Here is a 17,861-nt window from a genome sequence, read left to right as displayed (position 1 = left end):
AGGAGATAATTCTATGAGCTTTGAAAACAAAGTTGTCATCATTACAGGCGGCGCAAGTGGCATTGGCTATGCAACAGTTGAAGCATTTTGCCAAGAAGGTGCAAAGGTTGTGATCGCTGATTTGCAAGATAATGGACAAGCTGTGAGTGATGATTTTAATCGCAAAGGTTATCAAACTGTATTTTTCAAAATTGATGTACGCAATGAAGAAGAGAATAGAGCATTAGTACAATATGCGATTGATAAATTTGGTGGCTTGGATATTGTATTTGCCAATGCTGGCATCGCAGCAGATGCACCAGTCGCACAATTAGCCATTGATGCATGGAAACGTACAATAGATATCAACCTAACAGCTGTTTATGTATTGAATAAATTTGCGATCGAACATTGGTTGAAAGAAAATAAAAAGGGCATCATTGTAAATTGTGGTTCGATTCATAGTTGGGTTGGCAAACATGGTGTGACAGCTTATGCAGCATCAAAAGGTGGCGTGAAGCTCTTAACACAAACATTGGCGATTGATTATGCATCTCAAGGCATTCGTGTGAATGCTGTGTGCCCAGGTTACATTGATACACCATTACTCAAGCATTTAGGTGATGAAGTCAAACAACAACTTATTAAAGATCATCCGATTGGTAGATTAGGTAGAGCAGAAGAAGTGGCAAGCGTTGTGCTGTTCTTAGCAAGTGATGGTGCAAGCTTTGTGAATGGGACTTCTGTGCTCGTTGATGGGGGCTATGTTGCTCAGTAATTGAAAATTATTTTGTAGTAATAAAAAACCCATCATTAAGATGGGTTTTTTGTTGGTTAGCTAAAATTGATTATTTAGCTGCTTTGCTTTTAGCGATCAAGTCACGCAATACATAGTGCAAGATACCGCCAGCTTTGAAGTAATCCACTTCGTTCAATGTATCAATACGGCACAATACAGTGAATTTAGTTTCTTTACCTGTTGCTGGGTTAGTTGCAACTACTTCGATGTCTTGATGAGGTTTGATGTCATCATTGAACTCGATGTGGAAGCTTTCAGTACCATCTAAACCTAATGATTCAGCATTGTCACCGTTTTTATATTGAAGTGCCAAAATGCCCATACCGATCAAGTTAGAGCGGTGAATACGCTCATAGCTTTCTGCGATTACAGCTTTAACGCCTAATAAGTTAGGACCTTTTGCTGCCCAGTCACGGCTTGAACCTGAACCGTACTCTTTACCTGCTAAGATAATCAATGGTGTTTGATCTTCTTTATACTTCATAGCAGCGTCATAGATCGCCATTACTTCGCCAGATGGTAAGTACTTAGTCAAACCACCTTCGATGCCAGGGATCATCTTGTTACGGATACGGATATTAGCAAACGTACCGCGCATCATCACTTCGTGGTTACCACGACGAGAACCATATGAGTTGAAGTCTTCTGGTGCAACACCGTGTTCGATCAAGTAACGGCCTGCTGGTGAATCTTTCTTAATTGAACCTGCTGGTGAGATATGATCCGTTGTGATTGAGTCACCAAATACAGCCAATACGCGTGCTTTATCAATTGCTTTCAAAGCTTGGATTGGTTGATCGATGTGTTCGAAATAAGGAGGATGTTGAACATAAGTAGATTTTTTATCCCACTCATAAGTTTCGCTATCTGTTACAGCGATTGATTGCCATTGTTCATCGCCATCAAATACGCCTTCATAACCTTTTTGGAACATACCGCTAGTGATCATCAATACTTCTTTAGCGATCTCTTCGTTGGATGGCCAGATGTCTTTCAAGAATACATCTTTACCGTTTGCATCTTGAGCGATAGGATCTTTTGTCAAATCAATGTTTGTAGAACCTGCGATCGCGTATGCAACAACTAATGGAGGAGAAGCCAACCAGCTCGCACGAATTTGTGGATGGATACGGCCTTCGAAGTTACGGTTACCAGACAATACACCTGAAACTGTCATATTGTTTTCATCAATTGCTTTTGCAACTTCAGGAATCAATGGACCAGAGTTACCGATACAAGCTGTACAACCATAACCAGTCAAGAAGAAACCAACTGCTTCAAGATGTTTCATCAAGCCAGCTTTTTCTAAGTATTCACTTGCAACTTTAGATCCTGGTGCCAATGAAGTTTTCACCCATGGCTTACGTTTCAAACCTAATTCAACAGCTTTCTTAGCAACTAAACCAGCTGCCATCATTACACTTGGGTTTGATGTATTTGTACAAGATGTGATTGCTGCGAATACAACGTCACCGTGGTGTAATTGTTCTGCTTTGCCATCTAAAGTGATGTTTACTGCTAATTCTGGGTTTTCAACGCCATCAGCGATGAATTTTTTGCTTGTTGCTGGTAAGTCAGCCAAGATTACGCGATCTTGTGGACGGCTTGGGCCTGCGATACTTGTTTCAACTGTACCTAAATCCAACTCTAATACGTCTGTAAATACTGGCTCATCACCAGCGTTACGCCATAAACCTTGTGCTTTAGCATAAGCTTCTACACGAGCAACTGTATCGTCTGAACGGCCAGTTAAACGCATGTAATCTAACGTGATTTGATCCACTGGGAAGAAACCAACTGTTGCACCGTATTCTGGTGACATGTTAGAGATTGTTGCACGGTCAGCCAATGGTAATTCTGCTAAGCCATCACCAAAGTATTCAACGAATTTACCTACAACGCCTTTTTTACGAAGCATTTGTGTAATTGTTAATACTAAGTCTGTTGCTGTTACGTGGCTACGTAATTTACCAGTCAATTTGAAACCTACAACTTCAGGAATCAACATTGAAATTGGTTGACCCAAGATTGCAGCTTCAGCTTCAATACCACCAACACCCCAACCTAAAACAGATAAACCGTTTACCATTGGTGTATGTGAGTCTGTACCTACGCATGTATCTGGAATTACCCATTCTTTACCATCAACTTTAGAAACCCAAGCTGTTTTTGCTAAGAATTCCAAGTTAACTTGGTGACAGATACCTGTGCCAGGAGGAACTACGCTAAAGTTATCAAATGCTTTTTGACCCCAACGTAAGAATGCATAACGCTCGCCGTTACGTTCCATTTCTAAATCAACGTTCGCTGTGAACGCTTGGTTGTTACCAAAGTTATCGATCATTACTGAGTGATCGATGACCAAGTCAACTGGTGACAAAGGGTTGATGTTTTCTGGGTTTTCGCCTGCTTTGATCATCGCATCACGCATTGCAGCTAAGTCTACAACTGCTGGAACGCCTGTGAAGTCTTGCATCAATACACGAGCAGGGCGATATTGGATTTCACGATCAGATTTACGATCTTTCAACCAATCACGAATTGCTTCGATGTCTTGTAAGTTAACAGTTTTGTTATCTTCGTAGCGAAGTAAGTTTTCTAAAAGTACCTTCATTGATTTAGGTAGCTTAGAAACATCCCCCAATGTTTCAGCCGCTTTAGGGATTGAGTGATATAGGAACTCTTTATCACCAACTTTCAGCGTTGCTTTGGATTGTAAACTGTCGATTTGACTCATGCTCCACTCCTTAGTTTGTTAAACAAATTACTAAAATTTATAAATTCGGCTTTAGTTTGATAACCTCTTCTAACAACATGTTGCCAGAAAGTAATTTTTCAAGCCTTGAATAATCCTCGTTTATTATATGCAAAGAAGCTGTTAAGACAATCCTATTTGAGGTATTGTTGATATTTGAAGTTATTTATCATCTCGATCAAGATTATCAATATGACTTTTCCATAAAAATTATTAATAATAGCTGCACGTTTTAGGAATTAGTCAAAAATACTGTTTTTATCTATTAAGGAGTTATATATGTCAGTTGATGCATTAAAAGCGATGTTACCAGATTATGCTAAAGATATGCGTTTGAACTTGAGCAACGTATTAAGCGAAGCAGGCTCAGAAGGTTTGACTGAAAAGCAGATCGCTGCAATTGCTGTAGCAGTAGCTTTGAGCACAAAGTCAAAAGTGTTAATTGAGAATATTGAAGCTTTTGCAGCACCAATTTTGACAGAAGAAGAGTTGAATGGGGCTAAAGTTGCATTCAGCATCATGAGCATGAACAACATCTACTATCGCTTTGTTCACTTAACAAGCAACAAAGAATACGCAACAATCCCAGCGCGTTTACGTATGAATAGCATGGCAAACCCAGGCGTTGATAAAGTAACGTTTGAATTGGCTTCAATGGCTGTATCAGCGGTGAATGGTTGTGGTATGTGTATGGATTCACATGAGAAAAACTTACGTGATCACCAAGTAACAACACAAGCAATTCAATCATCTGTACGTATTGCTGCTGTATTGTTCTCAGTAGGTTGCACATTGAACTAATCCATAGTTTCAATATCGAATCTAAAAAGCCTGCATTGCAGGCTTTTTTATTGTGATTTAAAGATATTTAAATCTTTAGGTTATAGCAGATGAAAACTGATCGTGATAACTCCTGAATTTTAGTCAAATTCAGGCTTTATGGAATATTGATGATTTAATGTAGATCAAGAGAAATACAAAAAAAGAGGCAAATAAGCCTTTTTTATCATAAAAAGTGATTGATTTTTATGCAGTTAAATCGTGTGAATCAATCTTTTATTGATGTGTGTCAGCTTTAAGTATTCGCTTCCACCATCCAAATTAATGGTTTCAGCTCTTGTCCAGTGAATGGTTTAGTATTTTCACTGCTTGGAATGGATGGATCTAAACGCATTTTCGTCAACATGATCAATTCTGCAAACTCAGGAATGTCTTTTGGGTCTTTAGCTAATTGATCCAATGAATAACCTAGAATCGCCAATTGTGACAATACAGATTGTTGGCGAATCATAAATTCATTGTAGTAATGGAAATCACCATGGAATTTTTGTGGCTCTTTTTGCATACGTGTTAATGAGTTGGATAGCTGAATAATCAGTGCTTGTGTGTCTTTCAATTTGACATAAAAGTCCGATGAATCAGCTGTGCGTTTAATCCAAGCATTTTCCAATGTTTCTAGTAAATCATAAGTATGGAAGCGAATGCGTTCAGCTAATCTTGGGGCCTCTCGTTTTTCCCAAGAGGGTAAAAAGTAGATGGTGAATACAATAGCAATCACCGCACCGATTGCAGTATCTAAAATACGTTCAGCAGCCAATGCTAAACCTGATGTATCAATACCAACGTTTAAGGTTAAAAGCACATATAGCGTTGTGAACATCACCGATAATTTATAGTCAATGCCGCCCAAAGCATTACTTAAAATCACCCCAATAAAGATATAGAGAATGATATATGAGATTGGCGGATGGAAAGAGATGATGATACCAACTAAAACACAGCCCATAATTGTGCCCATGATACGATCACGACTGCGCTCTTTTGTGATGCTAAAACCTGGTCGCATCAATGTCATAATGGTAAAGGCAATCCAAAAGCTATGGCCGAGAATCTGTTTTTGTTCCAATACCAAGTTAATAAACGTTAATGTACAGAACATTGCTGTGGCTGTGCGAATAGAGAAGCGCATGTAATCGGAAGAGAGCGATAGATTCTCTTTGAAAATGCTCCAAGACCAATAACTATGGGAAATATGTTTTTTGAAATTATCACCCAAAGCAGGAGCTTCTGTTTGGTCTAATAATAACTGTCTGATTTTATCCAATTGGCGATTCATTACCCAAGCTTTACGGTAATGTGCGGCTAATACATGATAAGCATCCAAATCAGAGCCATCTAAGTTTTGATTCTTTAGGATTTCTAATTCGTATTCTAATGCACGCAATTCCGCTTTAAAGCCTAAACGGCGAATCATTTCACCGCCACCCAATGTAAACATTGCCATTTCATCTAAGTTATTGGCAGCTTTGGAATAAAGATCACGGAAGAAAATCTGAATATCAGAGTTTTCGTAAGATTGACGAATCGTGGTGAAGTCCTGATAAGGCGCAACTAAGCGATCATAAATATCCGTTAATAGTGTTAATTCACCTGCCATTTTAATAATTTTTGGGTCATGACGATTCGGTGCACGAAATAGCAAATCACGCACTTGTTGAAGATCAGATACCAAGAAGGTTTGTGACTCAATCAAGTTAGCAAATTTTTTATCCAAATCACTATTTTGACGATAGCATTCTGATAATGCACGAAGATACTTGGAGAGCCTTGTATAACAGGCTGATAGTGTTTGTCTTAAAATATAATCCGCAAAATATTTGGCAAAGATTAAGGCATAAATGACATAGAAGATCGAACCAAAGGCAAAGTCGATGACATATTCAGTAAATTCGTATGTGTTTCGCCCAGTAATCATCGCGATGAATATGAAGGTAAAACCAATGGTATTGGCTTTTACGCCAAAGCAACTGATGAAATTACTGAAAAATACAACAATGGATAGAGAAATGATAAAGAGTAGAGAAAAACCATCAAACTGTGCAAAGTAAAATGCTATGAGCAATGTACCCACTAATGTGACTAAGAGTTCATTGCGCTTATGTTTGAATGAGCCAATTTGATCCGCAATGCCGATGGTTAAGCTAGCATAACCAACAGTCACTAAGTTTTTAGACTCGCCACCTAATAAATACACAATTAATACAGGCAAAAAGACACCAATGCCTTTATACAAGCCCATAGTGAAATCGTAAGTGAAGAAAAAACGATAGATGTTGGTAATAGATTTGTTCATGCGAAGTTAAATGTGCTTTTAACTAGGTAGATAGAGATGATTAAACTCATCATTATAGATGAGCTTAATTAATCAATCTAGGGTAAAACCCTTAATTTTTATAATATTTTAGTTGGATGGATGTTTGGACAAAATATAGTCCAAATGATCACGGAATTTATCAGCAGGCACATAGCCCATCACGCGATATTCAGGGATTTCATTGCCATCCTTATCAAAGAATAAGATCGCAGGTGGCCCGAAGATTCCAAAGTGCTTCTGAATTTGCTGATCAATCTTATTATTTTCTGTGACATCCACAATTAAGAAGTTGAGTTTTGCTAAACGCTCTTTTACTTCTGGATCACTGAATGTGTATTTTTCGAGTTCTTTACAAGAAACACACCATTCAGCATTGAATTCCAACATTGAAACTCTGCCTTCATTATTTTGTAGTGCTTCGTTTAAACCATTGAGACCAACAACATTGATGAATTCAGGGCGTTCTTTCACTTGGAAACTTTCATAGCCATAAAATCCAGCAAAGCCTAATGCGATCAATGCAGGGACTAAAAAGAATTGAGGTAATTGCTTGGATTTGAAAATCTTGATCACAAACCAAATAGTCAATGAAAGGGCAAGAATCGCATATAAGGCATTTTCCCAGAAATATGGCAAGATTCGGCCCAAGAAATAAGCAGCAATTGCTAACATAATGAAGCCAAAGAATTCCGTAATGGCATTCATCCAAGGGCCAACTTTAGGTAATAAGTAACCTGAAGAAACGCCTAAGATTAATAAAGGTACGCCCATGCCCATGCTCATAGTGAATAAAGCAAAGCCACCTAAGACATAATCTTGTGTTTGTGAAATTAAGGTAATAATGCCAATTAATGGCGCAGTCACGCAAGGGCCAACGATCAATGCTGATAATGCGCCCATAATTGCAGCACCTGCATATGTTCCATTTTTAGATTTGTTGGCAAATTTATTGAGATAATTTTGAATGAATCTTGGTGTTTGTAATTGATACATGCCAAACATACTTGCAGATAACACAACAAAAAGCAGGGCAAAGCCAATTAAAACGTATTTGTTTTGGAATGCTGCGGCCAATCCACTACCTAACATAGCTGCAATCATACCGAGAATTGTGTAAACAACGCCCATTGCAAGGACATAAGATAAGGAAATCAAAAAGCCACGAGATTTAGTGAGATTTTTTTCACCAGTTAAAATGCCGGATAAAATCGGTAACATTGGTAACACGCNCACCTGCATATGTTCCATTTTTAGATTTGTTGGCAAATTTATTGAGATAATTTTGAATGAATCTTGGTGTTTGTAATTGATACATGCCAAACATACTTGCAGATAACACAACAAAAAGCAGGGCAAAGCCAATTAAAACGTATTTGTTTTGGAATGCTGCGGCCAATCCACTACCTAACATAGCTGCAATCATACCGAGAATTGTGTAAACAACGCCCATTGCAAGGACATAAGATAAGGAAATCAAAAAGCCACGAGATTTAGTGAGATTTTTTTCACCAGTTAAAATGCCGGATAAAATCGGTAACATTGGTAACACGCAAGGTGTGAACGTTAATAAAACACCCAATAAAAAGAACAATGGCAATGCTAAGTATTTTTGTTCTTTTAAAAATGCCCCTAAGCGATCATGTTCATTCAATAAATGATCATCTGATTCAATGCTAGTTTCTTCTGTGATGAGTTGATCGGCTTTGTCAATATCAGGATTCATAACAACAGATTGATCCCAATCATAGGGTGCAAAGCATAAGCCAGCTTTCGCACAGCCTTGTGCTTCAATGTTTAAATGTAATGTATGAATATCAGTGAGAGGCTTTTCAAATTCAATCACCATCTCAGCACTGTGATCGTAAATTGGCTGTAGCCCAAAGAATTCATCTTCATGCATGATGGCTTCAGGCCAAATAATCTCTTTGATTTTGACGCCTTGATTTAAAGGTTTTACAAAGATTTTATCTTTATATAAATAGTAATCTGAGTTCACTTCCCAGATTAATGAAATTTCATTATCACTATTTTTAAATATTTGAGGTTTGAACACTTCAAAAGGGGGTAGGAAATCTTGCTGTGCAGCAACAAGGCTAGGCGATGCTTCTTTATTTTGTATGAGTGAATTAGAAAAACTCTGGGCTTGAAGAACTTGCGCACTGAATAATGTTAGAAGTAGAATGAATAGAATATTTATAGTAAATGTCTTTAAAGAGAGATGTTTCAAAACTGCACCTTTCCAAATTGAAGTGAATGACGAACGTGAAATTGTCTCACATAAAATGTAAATTGTTTAGGATTTACACTTGACGATTAAAAATATCTCGCTATAATTACTTCACTTTCTGCGGGAATAGCTCAGTTGGTAGAGCACAACCTTGCCAAGGTTGGGGTCGCGAGTTCGAGTCTCGTTTCCCGCTCCAAAATTTTAAGCCTTTAATTAGCAATAATTAAAGGCTTTTCTATTTGTCATAGTAATAGTTGTGCATTTTCATGGTGTTCGTTATGCTTGAATGCTTAGCCTTGATGTTAAGTCATTCCCATTAATGAGTATTATGAGGATTCAGCATGAAGAAAAATGTTGTACTGTACAGTTCTATTCCGCAAGATCAACAAGAGAGATTAGAGCAAACCTTTAATCTGACGATTTTTGATAAAAGTCCCGATGCCAATCCTGAAGCGTTTATGGATGCTATGAAAAATGCGGATGGTATGATTGGTGCTAATATGGCAACTCGTATCGATGAAGCATTTTTGGCAAAGGCGCCCAATTTAAAAGCAGCATCCACAATATCTGTTGGATTTGATAATTATGATTTAGATGCTTTAAGCCAACGAAAAGTTCGCTTGATGAATACGCCTACTGTATTAACAGAAGGTACAGCAGATCTGATTTTTACATTATTGATGGCGACAGCAAGAAGAACAGCGGAATTGTCTCAATACATTCATAATGGGCAATAGAAAAAAGGGATAGCGCCTGAATATTATGGTACAGATGTTTATGGCAAAACCATTGGTATTATTGGAATGGGAAGGATTGCCAAGGCTATTGCAAAGCGTGCTCATTGTGGATTTGATATGAATGTGCTGTATTACAATCGTTCATATCATGCAGATGTAGAATCTGAATATAAAGCTAAACGTTGTGATCTAGATGAGTTATTGAAGCAATCTGATTTTGTTGTTGTGATTGTGCCTTTGGTGAAAGAAACAGATCGATTAATTACTGCAGAAAAATTAGCACTCATGAAGCCTACAGCCATTTTAATCAATGGTGCGCGTGGCCGAGTGATTGATGAAGCTGCGTTGATTCAAGCTTTGCAGGCAAAAACTATCAGGGCGGCAGGTTTGGATGTGTACGAAGTTGAACCATTGCCAATGGATTCCCCATTGTTGAAGCTAGATAACGTTTTACTTTCGCCTCATGTAGGCTCAGCAACAGTGGAAACTCGTTATGCTATGGCAAAATGCGCGGTTGATAATATCATTAACGCACTTAAGGAAGAAAAACCTGAGGAAAACTGGGTGAATCCTGAAGTGGGTTAATGAGAGATTGCATCACTGCTCAGCAATAATCACAGCGCGCAGTGGTGCAGGATAGCCTTCAATCGTTTTATTGTGATCATTGGGATCTAAGAAATCTTCCAATGATTGATAAGTCATCCAATCAGTTTTGCGTTGTTCTTCAATGGATGTTTGGTTTAAATCCACGCAACGAATATTTTTAAAGCCAACACGCTTTAAGAAAATTTCTAGCATTTTAACGGATGGAATAAACCAAGTGTTGCGCATTTGTGCATAGCGATCGTGAGGAATTAAGCAAGTGTTTTCATCGCCTTCAATCACCATTGTTTCTAGAACTAAAGTGCCTTTTTTATTGAGCAGTTTTTTTAACTCACTTAAATGATCAATGGGTGATCGGCGGTGATAAAGCACGCCCATAGAAAATACAACATCGAAGAATTCTAGTTCTTCTGTGATTGCTTCTAAACCAATGGGTAATTGCCAAATGGGTAATTCAGGTGCGTAATGTTTAAATGCTTTAAATTGAGATAAAAATAGGAAGTTTGGATCAATGCCAAGCACAGATTTTGCACCAGCGCCCAACATTCTGTAGCCATAATAGCCATTGCCACAGCCAACATCTAAGACATTTTTATATTTCAAATCAATGTGCGGTGCAACGCGCTCCCATTTCCAATCAGAATGCCATTCTGTATTGATAAAAGTATCACAAAATTGCCAAGGACCTTTGCGCCAAGGCATTAATTTGCGAAGCGATGCTTCTAAAGCTGCTTCATCTGTGTGGCCTTTTAAGATTGCACCATTGATTAGATCAATGCTGAGATTTTCGACTCTAGGTAATTGATCTAAAATTGCTTGCCATTCATCAAAATTGCCATGAATATTCTCTGCAATATGCTGTGGTAACCAAGTATCGAGCTTTTGTGCCCATGCACTTAAGTCAGTGTTGCGATAAAAATCAGAAATGGTAGAGTAATCAATCATAATATATTAAGGTAGGGCAACAATAGAGATAAAATTAAGGCATTGGAACCATTGATAAACACGTGTGAATCCAGCTTGATGTAGGCGCTCTTTATGAATTTCAAAAGAATCAATGCGCATTACATTTTCAATCGCTTCACGTTTTTGGGCGATTTCTAATTCAGAATAACCATTGGCACGTTTGAATGCTAAATGCATGTCATCCAACACAGTTTGCTCTTCTTGATCATGAAAATAGGTTTTCTCAGATAAGAATAGTGCGCCTGTTGGCAACAAACTTTGACGAATTTTAGATAAAAGTGCTAAGCGCTCATCAGGTTCAATAAATTGTAGAGTTAAATTTAAAACAACAATCGATGCAGGTTCAAAGTTCACTTGTGTGATATCAGCTTGTTTCAAATGAATGGGAATTAAGCCATCATGTACTTGATCTTGTAATTTAAAGAACTGAGTGGCTTTTTCGATCATAGGCGCTGAATTATCAATCGCAATGATTTCTGTATTTTCAGTTTTAATCGAATGGCGAAGCGCATTAGAGATAGCGCCTAACGAACAGCCAAGATCATAGATTTTAGAATTATCTTCTGCAAATAAAGGTGCAAAGCGACCAATTTGCTCAATAATCATAGGATAACCAGGCGCAGAGCGCTTGATCATGTCTGAGAAAACATTGACAACTTCTTCATTGAAAACGAAATCTGTCTTTTTTCTTTTCTCAGAAAAAATAGTATCGGTAGGTTGCATAAGATTATTGATGGTTGAGTTCAACTAAAGTGTCGTAATAATTATCCATAATGTTGGATAAGCTCTTTAATTCACGAGGTTTTGAATACTTTAATTGGTAAGTCAATAGCTTCTCTTCTTCGTTTTGAGAGAATAATTCGAATTGACGAGCTTGGCAGATTCTCTGTAAAGCTTCGATGCTTTCAGGTTGAATCGAATGTGCATGATAGTGTACGGAAGCGCTGTAGTTTTTGGGCGGTTCTGTCATCACATTATCATCATGATAATCATAGTAATCAGCTAGATCAGCATGAGTTTCATGATTATGTTCTTTGTGTTCAATATCAGCTTTATTGGATTGAATCTTAACATTAGGTTGAATGCTGTGATCCAAAGCTTGCTGAGAATCTCTAATGGAGTTTTCTGTCGCGTTGCGCGCTTCCTGAAGAGATTTTTTCACTTCATCTAAATGTGCTGTATCTTTAATTTGATTCGTAAAATTGTCTCTTGTATCCATGAAAGATTGCTTCAAGTCATCCACTTGAAATTCTTTCGAGACATCATCTTTCACTTGGTTAGTGAAAGAACGGATTTTATTAATCAACGAGCCAACTGTGCGGATTGTTTCAGGCAACTTTTGTGGGCCAATGACAACCAAAGCGACGACAAAGATGATGGCGAATTCGCCAAAGCTAATACCAAACATTATTTGTGATTCAATAAGATGATTAAGCGTTGTCTTTTTTGCTTTCTTTGGCAACCGTTTCTGCTTCGCTGCTTTCAGCTTTGTGCTCTACAGTTTCAACTTTTTGCTCTTCTTTTTTCTCATCTTCTTTCATTGCGTCTTTGAAACCTTTCAATGCAGTTCCTAAGTCGCCACCGATGTTACGTAATTTTGCTGTGCCAAATACAGCCAATACAACTACTAAAACTACGATCCAATGCCAAATGCTAAATGATCCCATAATGCACCTCATAAAAATACGGAATGTTAAATATTGTGAGCATTATAATCACAATGAGCTCTTTGGTATAGGCTAAGTTGGATTATTTTTGCACGTGTAATAAATATTAGTCGAATTTTCTACATTTCAGAGGGCGATATCTTTGGCTTAAAGTCCCTTGATTGCATCGCCATTGAACACTATCAGCACTTATATGTGGAGTCACGATAATTGTGTCATATTGCAATTTATCATTGAATTGGATAGTGATATTGCCGTTTCTATTAACTTCAATAGCTGAGACAGCATGGTTTTGGATGTTGCGTGCTTCAGGTAACCCTGTTTGCTGATTAGAAGTGGGATATTGGTTGTGCTCTCTATAATAATCTATAACAGCAGATTGAGCGCTAGAGGCCAATGCTAAGCCTTCAGATGCATAAGTACGCTGAGTGTATTCTTGATAAGCGGGGATGGCGAAGGCAATTAAAATGGCAACTAAGGCAATGGGAGAGATGCAAGTAATGATTAAACCTATAATGTGCCCTTTTTCTGGTTGTTCGCCATAATCGTTATCACCAATCGTGCCTGCGGATGCCATGAGATATATGGTTAAAACTAAGACGATTAATCCGCCAATGGCAGGAATGAAGGCTAATAAAGCTAATAATCCTAGCCAGCCAGACTTATTTAAATCATGAAAACGTAATGAAAATGATCGAATGTAAAAAAATTGCATAATAATGATCACAATACCAATGCTAAACATTGTGAGAATTGGTGAGTTCATGAATCCACTAATATAAGCACATATAAATACTAGTAATAAGGTAACGCCATAATTTGCCCACAATGCATTGATAAAATTCAAACGTCCATAACGGCCTTCAAATGAAAAGCTAAAGAAAGGCGGTGCTTCTTCGCCAAGATAAACATTACGTGGATAATGATCTGTATTCTGATTAAAACGTTGTTTAGGTGCAATCGATCTTTTCTGTGAGATGGGTTGAGTGTTTTGTATTGGTGGGATTATTTCAGGTTCTGGGTAATAGAAATACTCTTCTATATTAATTAAGAGACCTTTAGCTTCCAATGCAGTTTTAATAGAATGGGCTTGCTCAAAGGGGAGATCATTTTTAATATAATGGGTTTGCCTGAGAAGAAAGCGCTTGTTTGTGCATCAGAGAGCTTTAAAATTTTCTGAATATCAGCTTTAACCTGCTCAATATTATAATTAGGTAGAATAATGCCTGAAAAAATTATCTTAATATCGTTTCATATTCTCTTTCTTTCGTTGTTAATTTATTCTATTATTGTGGTCTTGCAAAAACTAAGGTCGATTCTAGCGAATAAAACGCTGAATGGATACTGAATAAAGCTTCAGAAGTGTTTAAATTAGAATTGAGCAATAATTGACCTTGACCATTCAGTTAAATTGCCTATAATACGCTTCTGATTTGCAAAGCGGGAATAGCTCAGTTGGTAGAGCACAACCTTGCCAAGGTTGGGGTCGCGAGTTCGAGTCTCGTTTCCCGCTCCAAATAGGCTGAATAGCATAGTGGTAATGCGTCGGTTTGCAAAACCGTGGATCCCAGTTCGATTCTGGGTTCAGCCTCCAAAAATTATTATGGTGACCTACATTGGTTTCCTCGCAGTGAATTATTACGCACCGTGTCAGGTCCGGAAGGAAGCAGCACACGTATTAGGTTTGCGTGCAGAGGGTCTGCTGGTGTAGGTCATCTCCATTTTAGGCAGGTAAAAAGGAGTTCATCCAATATGGCAACACAAGCCTTGGCGCGAAAATGGCGTCCAAAAAACTTTCACGAAGTTGTCGGGCAAAAGCATGTTGTCACCGCCTTAACAAATGGGTTGGATAATAATCGTCTTCATCACGCATTTTTACTCACTGGTACTCGCGGTGTTGGTAAAACTACGCTTGCAAGAATTTTAGCAAAATCTTTAAACTGCGAAGAGGGCATTAGTTCTCATCCTTGTGGCGTTTGCAGTATTTGCCAAGAAGTTGATCAAGGTCGCTTTGTTGATTTAATTGAAATTGATGCGGCATCGCGTACTAAAGTCGAAGATACTCGTGAAATTCTAGATAATGTGCAATATGCACCTACTCGTGGTCGTTATAAAGTTTATCTGATAGATGAAGTACACATGTTATCTAATAGTAGCTTCAATGCGCTATTGAAAACCTTGGAAGAGCCACCTGAACATGTCAAATTTATTCTAGCAACAACAGATCCACAAAAATTACCTGTGACGGTTTTATCTCGTTGCTTGCGTTTTCATTTGAAAAAAATCCCTGCGACAGAGATCAAAGATCATTTGTCTATGATCATGGATGCAGAGCAAATTAGTTATTCGCCAAAAGGCCTAGAATTAATTGCTAAATCTGGCGCTGGCAGTATGCGTGATAGCTTGTCATTATTGGATCAAGGCATTGCTTATACCAATGGTGATTTGCAATTTGAACCAATTCAAACAATGTTGGGTTTGATCGATGATCAATATGTATTGCTGATTTTAAAAGCTTTAGCAAATTTAGATCAAACAGCTTTATTGCAAGCATCGAAACAAGTGATTTCTTCGGGGGCTGATCCTTTTGCTTTGTTGGAAGCATTGATCGATACTTTCCACCAATTAACATTATTGCAGATTGATCATAGCTTTATAGATTTGGATGATACACATCAAGAAGAGTGGATTGATTTGGCTGAACAAATGTCAGCTGAAGATTTGCAATTGTATTATCAAATTGCCTTGCATGGCCGTAAAGATTTAGAAATTCATCCTGAGCCTTTGATGGGCTTAGAGATGACATTGCTACGCATGTTATTATTTACGCCAAATGGTAATCATTCAGCGCCTGCTAGAAAAATCGCGCCAAGAGTTACGACTCAAGCACCTGTGTCGCAAGAAATTTCAACGGTACAAACTCCAGTTGCGCAATCTCATTCAGCTGCACAACCATCTTTTGCTAATATTTTGAATGAAGTTCAATCTGAACCTGAGCCCTCAATAGCTACGCCAGCGCCAATTGTTGAAGAAATAGTTGAAGTTGCGCTAGTGGCTGAAAAGCTTAATATTGCAGAGCCTGTTGTACAACAAGCTCAAACAGTTGTACAAGAAATGGTAGAGGAAGATATTATTCCACCATGGATTGATGCTGAAATAAATGAATCTACGCCTGTGATAGCGGATGAAGCGACCATAGAAAATATTGAGGTCATTGCTGAGCCTGCAATATCCATGACTTTAAATAATAATGAAGAATGGCTGGAAGTTGTGCGTAATTTGGATATTATTGGCTTAAGCTTGGGGATCGTGCGTAACTTGGTATTTGATTCTTTCAGTAATAATGTTTTAACGTTGAAGCGTTCTGTGTCAGATCACGCGTTCAATATTCCAGATGCCGAAAAAAATATTGCAGATGCAGTTGGTAAAGCATTAAATCAAGAGATTCAATGTAGAATACTAGCCGTAGAAACAGAGATGGTTGAAGATGACTTTAATCATAGAGCAGACAAAGAGTTACAAGCTAAAAAAGTTAATGCTTTGGCACAAATTAAGAATGAGCCAGTGGTTCAATTGTTAGTGAATGAATGTCAGGCAACAGTAATCGATTCAACGCTAATGCTAGCGGATGAATAGTGTATAATATAAATTTTGAGTGAAGGAACTATCAATTATGATGAAAGGCGGTATCGCTGGGATGATGAAAAAAGCCCAGAAAATGCAAGAAGATATGATGAAAGCACAAGAAGCATTGGCTGATATCAATGTAAGGGGTGAATCTGGTGCTGGTTTAGTGAAAATTGAAATGTCATGCCGTCATGTTGTTCGTAAGATCGAAATCGATGATTCTTTATTATCAGATGATAAAGAAATGTTGGAAGATTTAATTGGTGCAGCATTTAATGATGCTTTAGCAAAAGTAGAATCAACTTCTCAAGAAAGAATGAAATCTGTAACAGGTGGTTTTGAATTGCCTGCTGGTATGAAATTACCAGGTTTCTAATGAATAGTTCGCTTTATCCAAAAGCGCTTAAAAATCTGGTGGATTCTTTAAGAATCCTGCCAGGTGTTGGGCAAAAAACAGCGCTAAGAATGGCGCTTTATTTGCTTGAGCGTAATCCAAATGGTGCGCAGAAATTAAGTACAGCAATTGATGGTGCAATGACGGATATTCGTAAATGCACTCAATGTCGCAATTTAACAGATGAGGATATTTGTTTAGTTTGCAGCGATCCAACACGCGATGAATCATTATTGTGTGTGGTTGAAAATCCTGCGGATGTTTTTGCTTTATCTCAATCTGTGGAATACAAAGGCTTGTATTTTGTATTGATGGGCAATTTATCACCATTGGATGGCATTGGTCCAGAAGACGTTGGTTTGGATTTATTGGAAGCGCGATTATCACAAGGTGTTATCAAAGAACTTATTCTTGCCACAAATCCAACAGTAGAAGGGGAAGCAACAGCATTTTATATTGATGAAATCGCTAAGCCTTATAACGTTCAAGTGACAAGAATCGCACATGGTGTTCCAATGGGCGGTGAATTAGAGTATTTAGATAGCAGTACACTTTCTCATGCTTTTAGAGCAAGACAGCGATTTTAGGATGCGATAATGAGTACAATTTTTACAAAAATTATCAATAAAGAAATTCCAGCAAACATTGTATATGAAGATGATGAAGTGTTGGCATTTCGTGACATTAGCCCGCAAGCACCAGAACACATTTTAGTCATTCCAAAAAAAGAAATTCCAACAGTGAATGATATTGAAGAAGCTGATGCTGCTTTAGTGGGAAAATTATTTTTAACAGCTAAGAAGATTGCTAAAGAACTAGGCTTTGATGAAAAAGGTTATCGCTTAGTGATGAACTGTAATGAAGATGGTGGTCAAACTGTTAATCACATTCATATGCATATTTTAGCAGGTCGTCAATTGAGCTGGCCTCCAGGCTAATAACATAGGTTTTTA

15 protein-coding genes, 3 tRNA genes, 1 other RNA gene and 1 pseudogene are annotated in these 17,861 nt (G+C 37.9%); 11 read left to right on the top strand and 9 right to left on the bottom strand.

Annotation, left to right across the window (positions count from 1 at the left end):
• Nucleotides 1-13 precede the first annotated feature (13 nt).
• Entirely contained in the window at nt 14-757 is a 744-nt protein-coding gene (locus BZK16_RS03530) for an SDR family NAD(P)-dependent oxidoreductase (RefSeq protein ID WP_077927518.1), read from the top strand.
• 70 nt (nt 758-827) lie between these two features.
• On the opposite strand, the gene acnA is transcribed toward BZK16_RS03530, so the two are convergent.
• Nucleotides 828-3,515: an aconitate hydratase AcnA gene (gene acnA, locus BZK16_RS03525; protein WP_077927517.1), complete on the bottom strand. Its 2,688-nt coding sequence runs from the start codon at nt 3,513-3,515 to the stop codon at nt 828-830.
• Between the two features lie 297 nt (nt 3,516-3,812).
• Between acnA and BZK16_RS03520 the strand changes: the two genes are divergently transcribed.
• On the top strand, nt 3,813-4,334 hold the full coding sequence (locus BZK16_RS03520) for a carboxymuconolactone decarboxylase family protein (RefSeq protein WP_077927516.1): 522 nt from the start codon (nt 3,813-3,815) through the stop codon (nt 4,332-4,334).
• A gap of 274 nt (nt 4,335-4,608) precedes the next feature.
• On the opposite strand, the gene BZK16_RS03515 is transcribed toward BZK16_RS03520, so the two are convergent.
• The 3 genes from BZK16_RS03515 to BZK16_RS03505 all read right to left on the bottom strand — a co-directional run bounded on the left by BZK16_RS03515 (nt 4,609) and on the right by BZK16_RS03505 (nt 8,914).
• Entirely contained in the window at nt 4,609-6,612 is a 2,004-nt protein-coding gene (locus BZK16_RS03515; protein WP_233145178.1) for an FUSC family protein, read from the bottom strand.
• Between the two features lie 162 nt (nt 6,613-6,774).
• Entirely contained in the window at nt 6,775-7,905 is a 1,131-nt protein-coding gene (gene dsbD / locus BZK16_RS03510) for a protein-disulfide reductase DsbD (RefSeq protein WP_233145194.1), read from the bottom strand.
• Nucleotides 7,871-8,914 (bottom strand): cytochrome c biogenesis protein CcdA, encoded by a 1,044-nt coding sequence (locus tag BZK16_RS03505; protein WP_143691129.1) that lies wholly within the window; start codon nt 8,912-8,914, stop codon nt 7,871-7,873. Before BZK16_RS03505 ends, dsbD begins: the two co-directional genes overlap by 35 nt.
• A 120-nt stretch (nt 8,915-9,034) precedes the next feature.
• On the opposite strand from BZK16_RS03505, the gene BZK16_RS03500 reads away from it, so the two are divergent.
• Nucleotides 9,035-9,110, top strand: a tRNA-Gly gene (locus BZK16_RS03500).
• 145 nt (nt 9,111-9,255) lie between these two features.
• A pseudogene (locus BZK16_RS14845) lies at nt 9,256-10,236 on the top strand (2-hydroxyacid dehydrogenase).
• A 12-nt stretch (nt 10,237-10,248) separates the two neighbouring features.
• On the opposite strand, the gene cmoB reads toward BZK16_RS14845, so the two are convergent.
• The 5 genes from cmoB to BZK16_RS03470 all read right to left on the bottom strand — a co-directional run bounded on the left by cmoB (nt 10,249) and on the right by BZK16_RS03470 (nt 13,956).
• A complete protein-coding gene (cmoB, locus tag BZK16_RS03490) occupies nt 10,249-11,199 on the bottom strand; it encodes a tRNA 5-methoxyuridine(34)/uridine 5-oxyacetic acid(34) synthase CmoB (RefSeq protein WP_077927512.1) in 951 nt (316 codons plus the stop codon).
• A gap of 6 nt (nt 11,200-11,205) precedes the next feature.
• Nucleotides 11,206-11,943: a carboxy-S-adenosyl-L-methionine synthase CmoA gene (gene cmoA, locus BZK16_RS03485; protein WP_077927681.1), complete on the bottom strand. Its 738-nt coding sequence runs from the start codon at nt 11,941-11,943 to the stop codon at nt 11,206-11,208.
• A gap of 4 nt (nt 11,944-11,947) precedes the next feature.
• Nucleotides 11,948-12,682 carry a Sec-independent protein translocase protein TatB gene (gene tatB, locus BZK16_RS03480; RefSeq protein ID WP_233145177.1) on the bottom strand — a complete coding sequence of 245 codons (735 nt, stop codon included), beginning with the start codon at nt 12,680-12,682 and terminating at the stop codon, nt 11,948-11,950.
• Entirely contained in the window at nt 12,651-12,887 is a 237-nt protein-coding gene (tatA, locus tag BZK16_RS03475) for a Sec-independent protein translocase subunit TatA (RefSeq protein WP_077927510.1), read from the bottom strand. Before tatA ends, tatB begins: the two co-directional genes overlap by 32 nt.
• Nucleotides 12,888-12,993: 106 nt before the next feature.
• Nucleotides 12,994-13,956 carry a pilin gene (locus BZK16_RS03470; protein WP_077927509.1) on the bottom strand — a complete coding sequence of 321 codons (963 nt, stop codon included), beginning with the start codon at nt 13,954-13,956 and terminating at the stop codon, nt 12,994-12,996.
• Between the two features lie 371 nt (nt 13,957-14,327).
• Here BZK16_RS03470 and BZK16_RS03465 point away from each other — a divergent pair.
• From BZK16_RS03465 to BZK16_RS03435, 7 genes are all read left to right on the top strand, one after another.
• A tRNA-Gly gene (locus BZK16_RS03465) sits at nt 14,328-14,403 on the top strand.
• A gap of 4 nt (nt 14,404-14,407) precedes the next feature.
• Nucleotides 14,408-14,481 (top strand) — tRNA-Cys (locus BZK16_RS03460).
• Nucleotides 14,482-14,501: 20 nt separating this feature from the next.
• An RNA gene (gene ffs / locus BZK16_RS03455) (signal recognition particle sRNA small type) lies at nt 14,502-14,598 on the top strand.
• A 41-nt stretch (nt 14,599-14,639) separates the two neighbouring features.
• Nucleotides 14,640-16,523, top strand: coding sequence for a DNA polymerase III subunit gamma/tau (dnaX, locus tag BZK16_RS03450; protein ID WP_077927508.1), 1,884 nt, complete (start codon nt 14,640-14,642; stop codon nt 16,521-16,523).
• A 37-nt stretch (nt 16,524-16,560) separates the two neighbouring features.
• A complete protein-coding gene (locus BZK16_RS03445; RefSeq protein ID WP_077927507.1) occupies nt 16,561-16,890 on the top strand; it encodes a YbaB/EbfC family nucleoid-associated protein in 330 nt (109 codons plus the stop codon).
• Nucleotides 16,890-17,495, top strand: a complete 606-nt coding sequence (gene recR, locus BZK16_RS03440; RefSeq protein ID WP_077927506.1) for a recombination mediator RecR — start codon at nt 16,890-16,892, stop codon at nt 17,493-17,495. Before BZK16_RS03445 ends, recR begins: the two co-directional genes overlap by 1 nt.
• Before the next feature lie 9 nt (nt 17,496-17,504).
• Nucleotides 17,505-17,846 carry a histidine triad nucleotide-binding protein gene (locus tag BZK16_RS03435; protein WP_077927505.1) on the top strand — a complete coding sequence of 114 codons (342 nt, stop codon included), beginning with the start codon at nt 17,505-17,507 and terminating at the stop codon, nt 17,844-17,846.
• The last annotated feature ends 15 nt before the right edge of the window (nt 17,847-17,861 follow it).

Source organism: Wohlfahrtiimonas populi, assembly GCF_002006795.1.
GTDB lineage: Bacteria > Pseudomonadota > Gammaproteobacteria > Cardiobacteriales > Wohlfahrtiimonadaceae > Wohlfahrtiimonas > Wohlfahrtiimonas populi.
Note: the sequence above shows the minus strand (reverse complement) of the source record. Positions and strands in the feature narration are given on the sequence as shown.

Coding starts and splice junctions, on each gene's coding strand:
- BZK16_RS03530 (WP_077927518.1), top strand. CDS start 14: ATGAGCTTTGAAAACAAAGTTGTCATCATTACAGGCGGCGCAAGTGGC.
- acnA (WP_077927517.1), bottom strand. CDS start 3,515: ATGAGTCAAATCGACAGTTTACAATCCAAAGCAACGCTGAAAGTTGGT.
- BZK16_RS03520 (WP_077927516.1), top strand. CDS start 3,813: ATGTCAGTTGATGCATTAAAAGCGATGTTACCAGATTATGCTAAAGAT.
- BZK16_RS03515 (WP_233145178.1), bottom strand. CDS start 6,612: ATGGGCTTGTATAAAGGCATTGGTGTCTTTTTGCCTGTATTAATTGTG.
- dsbD (WP_233145194.1), bottom strand. CDS start 7,905: ATGTTACCGATTTTATCCGGCATTTTAACTGGTGAAAAAAATCTCACT.
- cmoB (WP_077927512.1), bottom strand. CDS start 11,199: ATGATTGATTACTCTACCATTTCTGATTTTTATCGCAACACTGACTTA.
- cmoA (WP_077927681.1), bottom strand. CDS start 11,943: ATGCAACCTACCGATACTATTTTTTCTGAGAAAAGAAAAAAGACAGAT.
- tatA (WP_077927510.1), bottom strand. CDS start 12,887: ATGGGATCATTTAGCATTTGGCATTGGATCGTAGTTTTAGTAGTTGTA.
- dnaX (WP_077927508.1), top strand. CDS start 14,640: ATGGCAACACAAGCCTTGGCGCGAAAATGGCGTCCAAAAAACTTTCAC.
- BZK16_RS03445 (WP_077927507.1), top strand. CDS start 16,561: ATGATGAAAGGCGGTATCGCTGGGATGATGAAAAAAGCCCAGAAAATG.
- recR (WP_077927506.1), top strand. CDS start 16,890: ATGAATAGTTCGCTTTATCCAAAAGCGCTTAAAAATCTGGTGGATTCT.
- BZK16_RS03435 (WP_077927505.1), top strand. CDS start 17,505: ATGAGTACAATTTTTACAAAAATTATCAATAAAGAAATTCCAGCAAAC.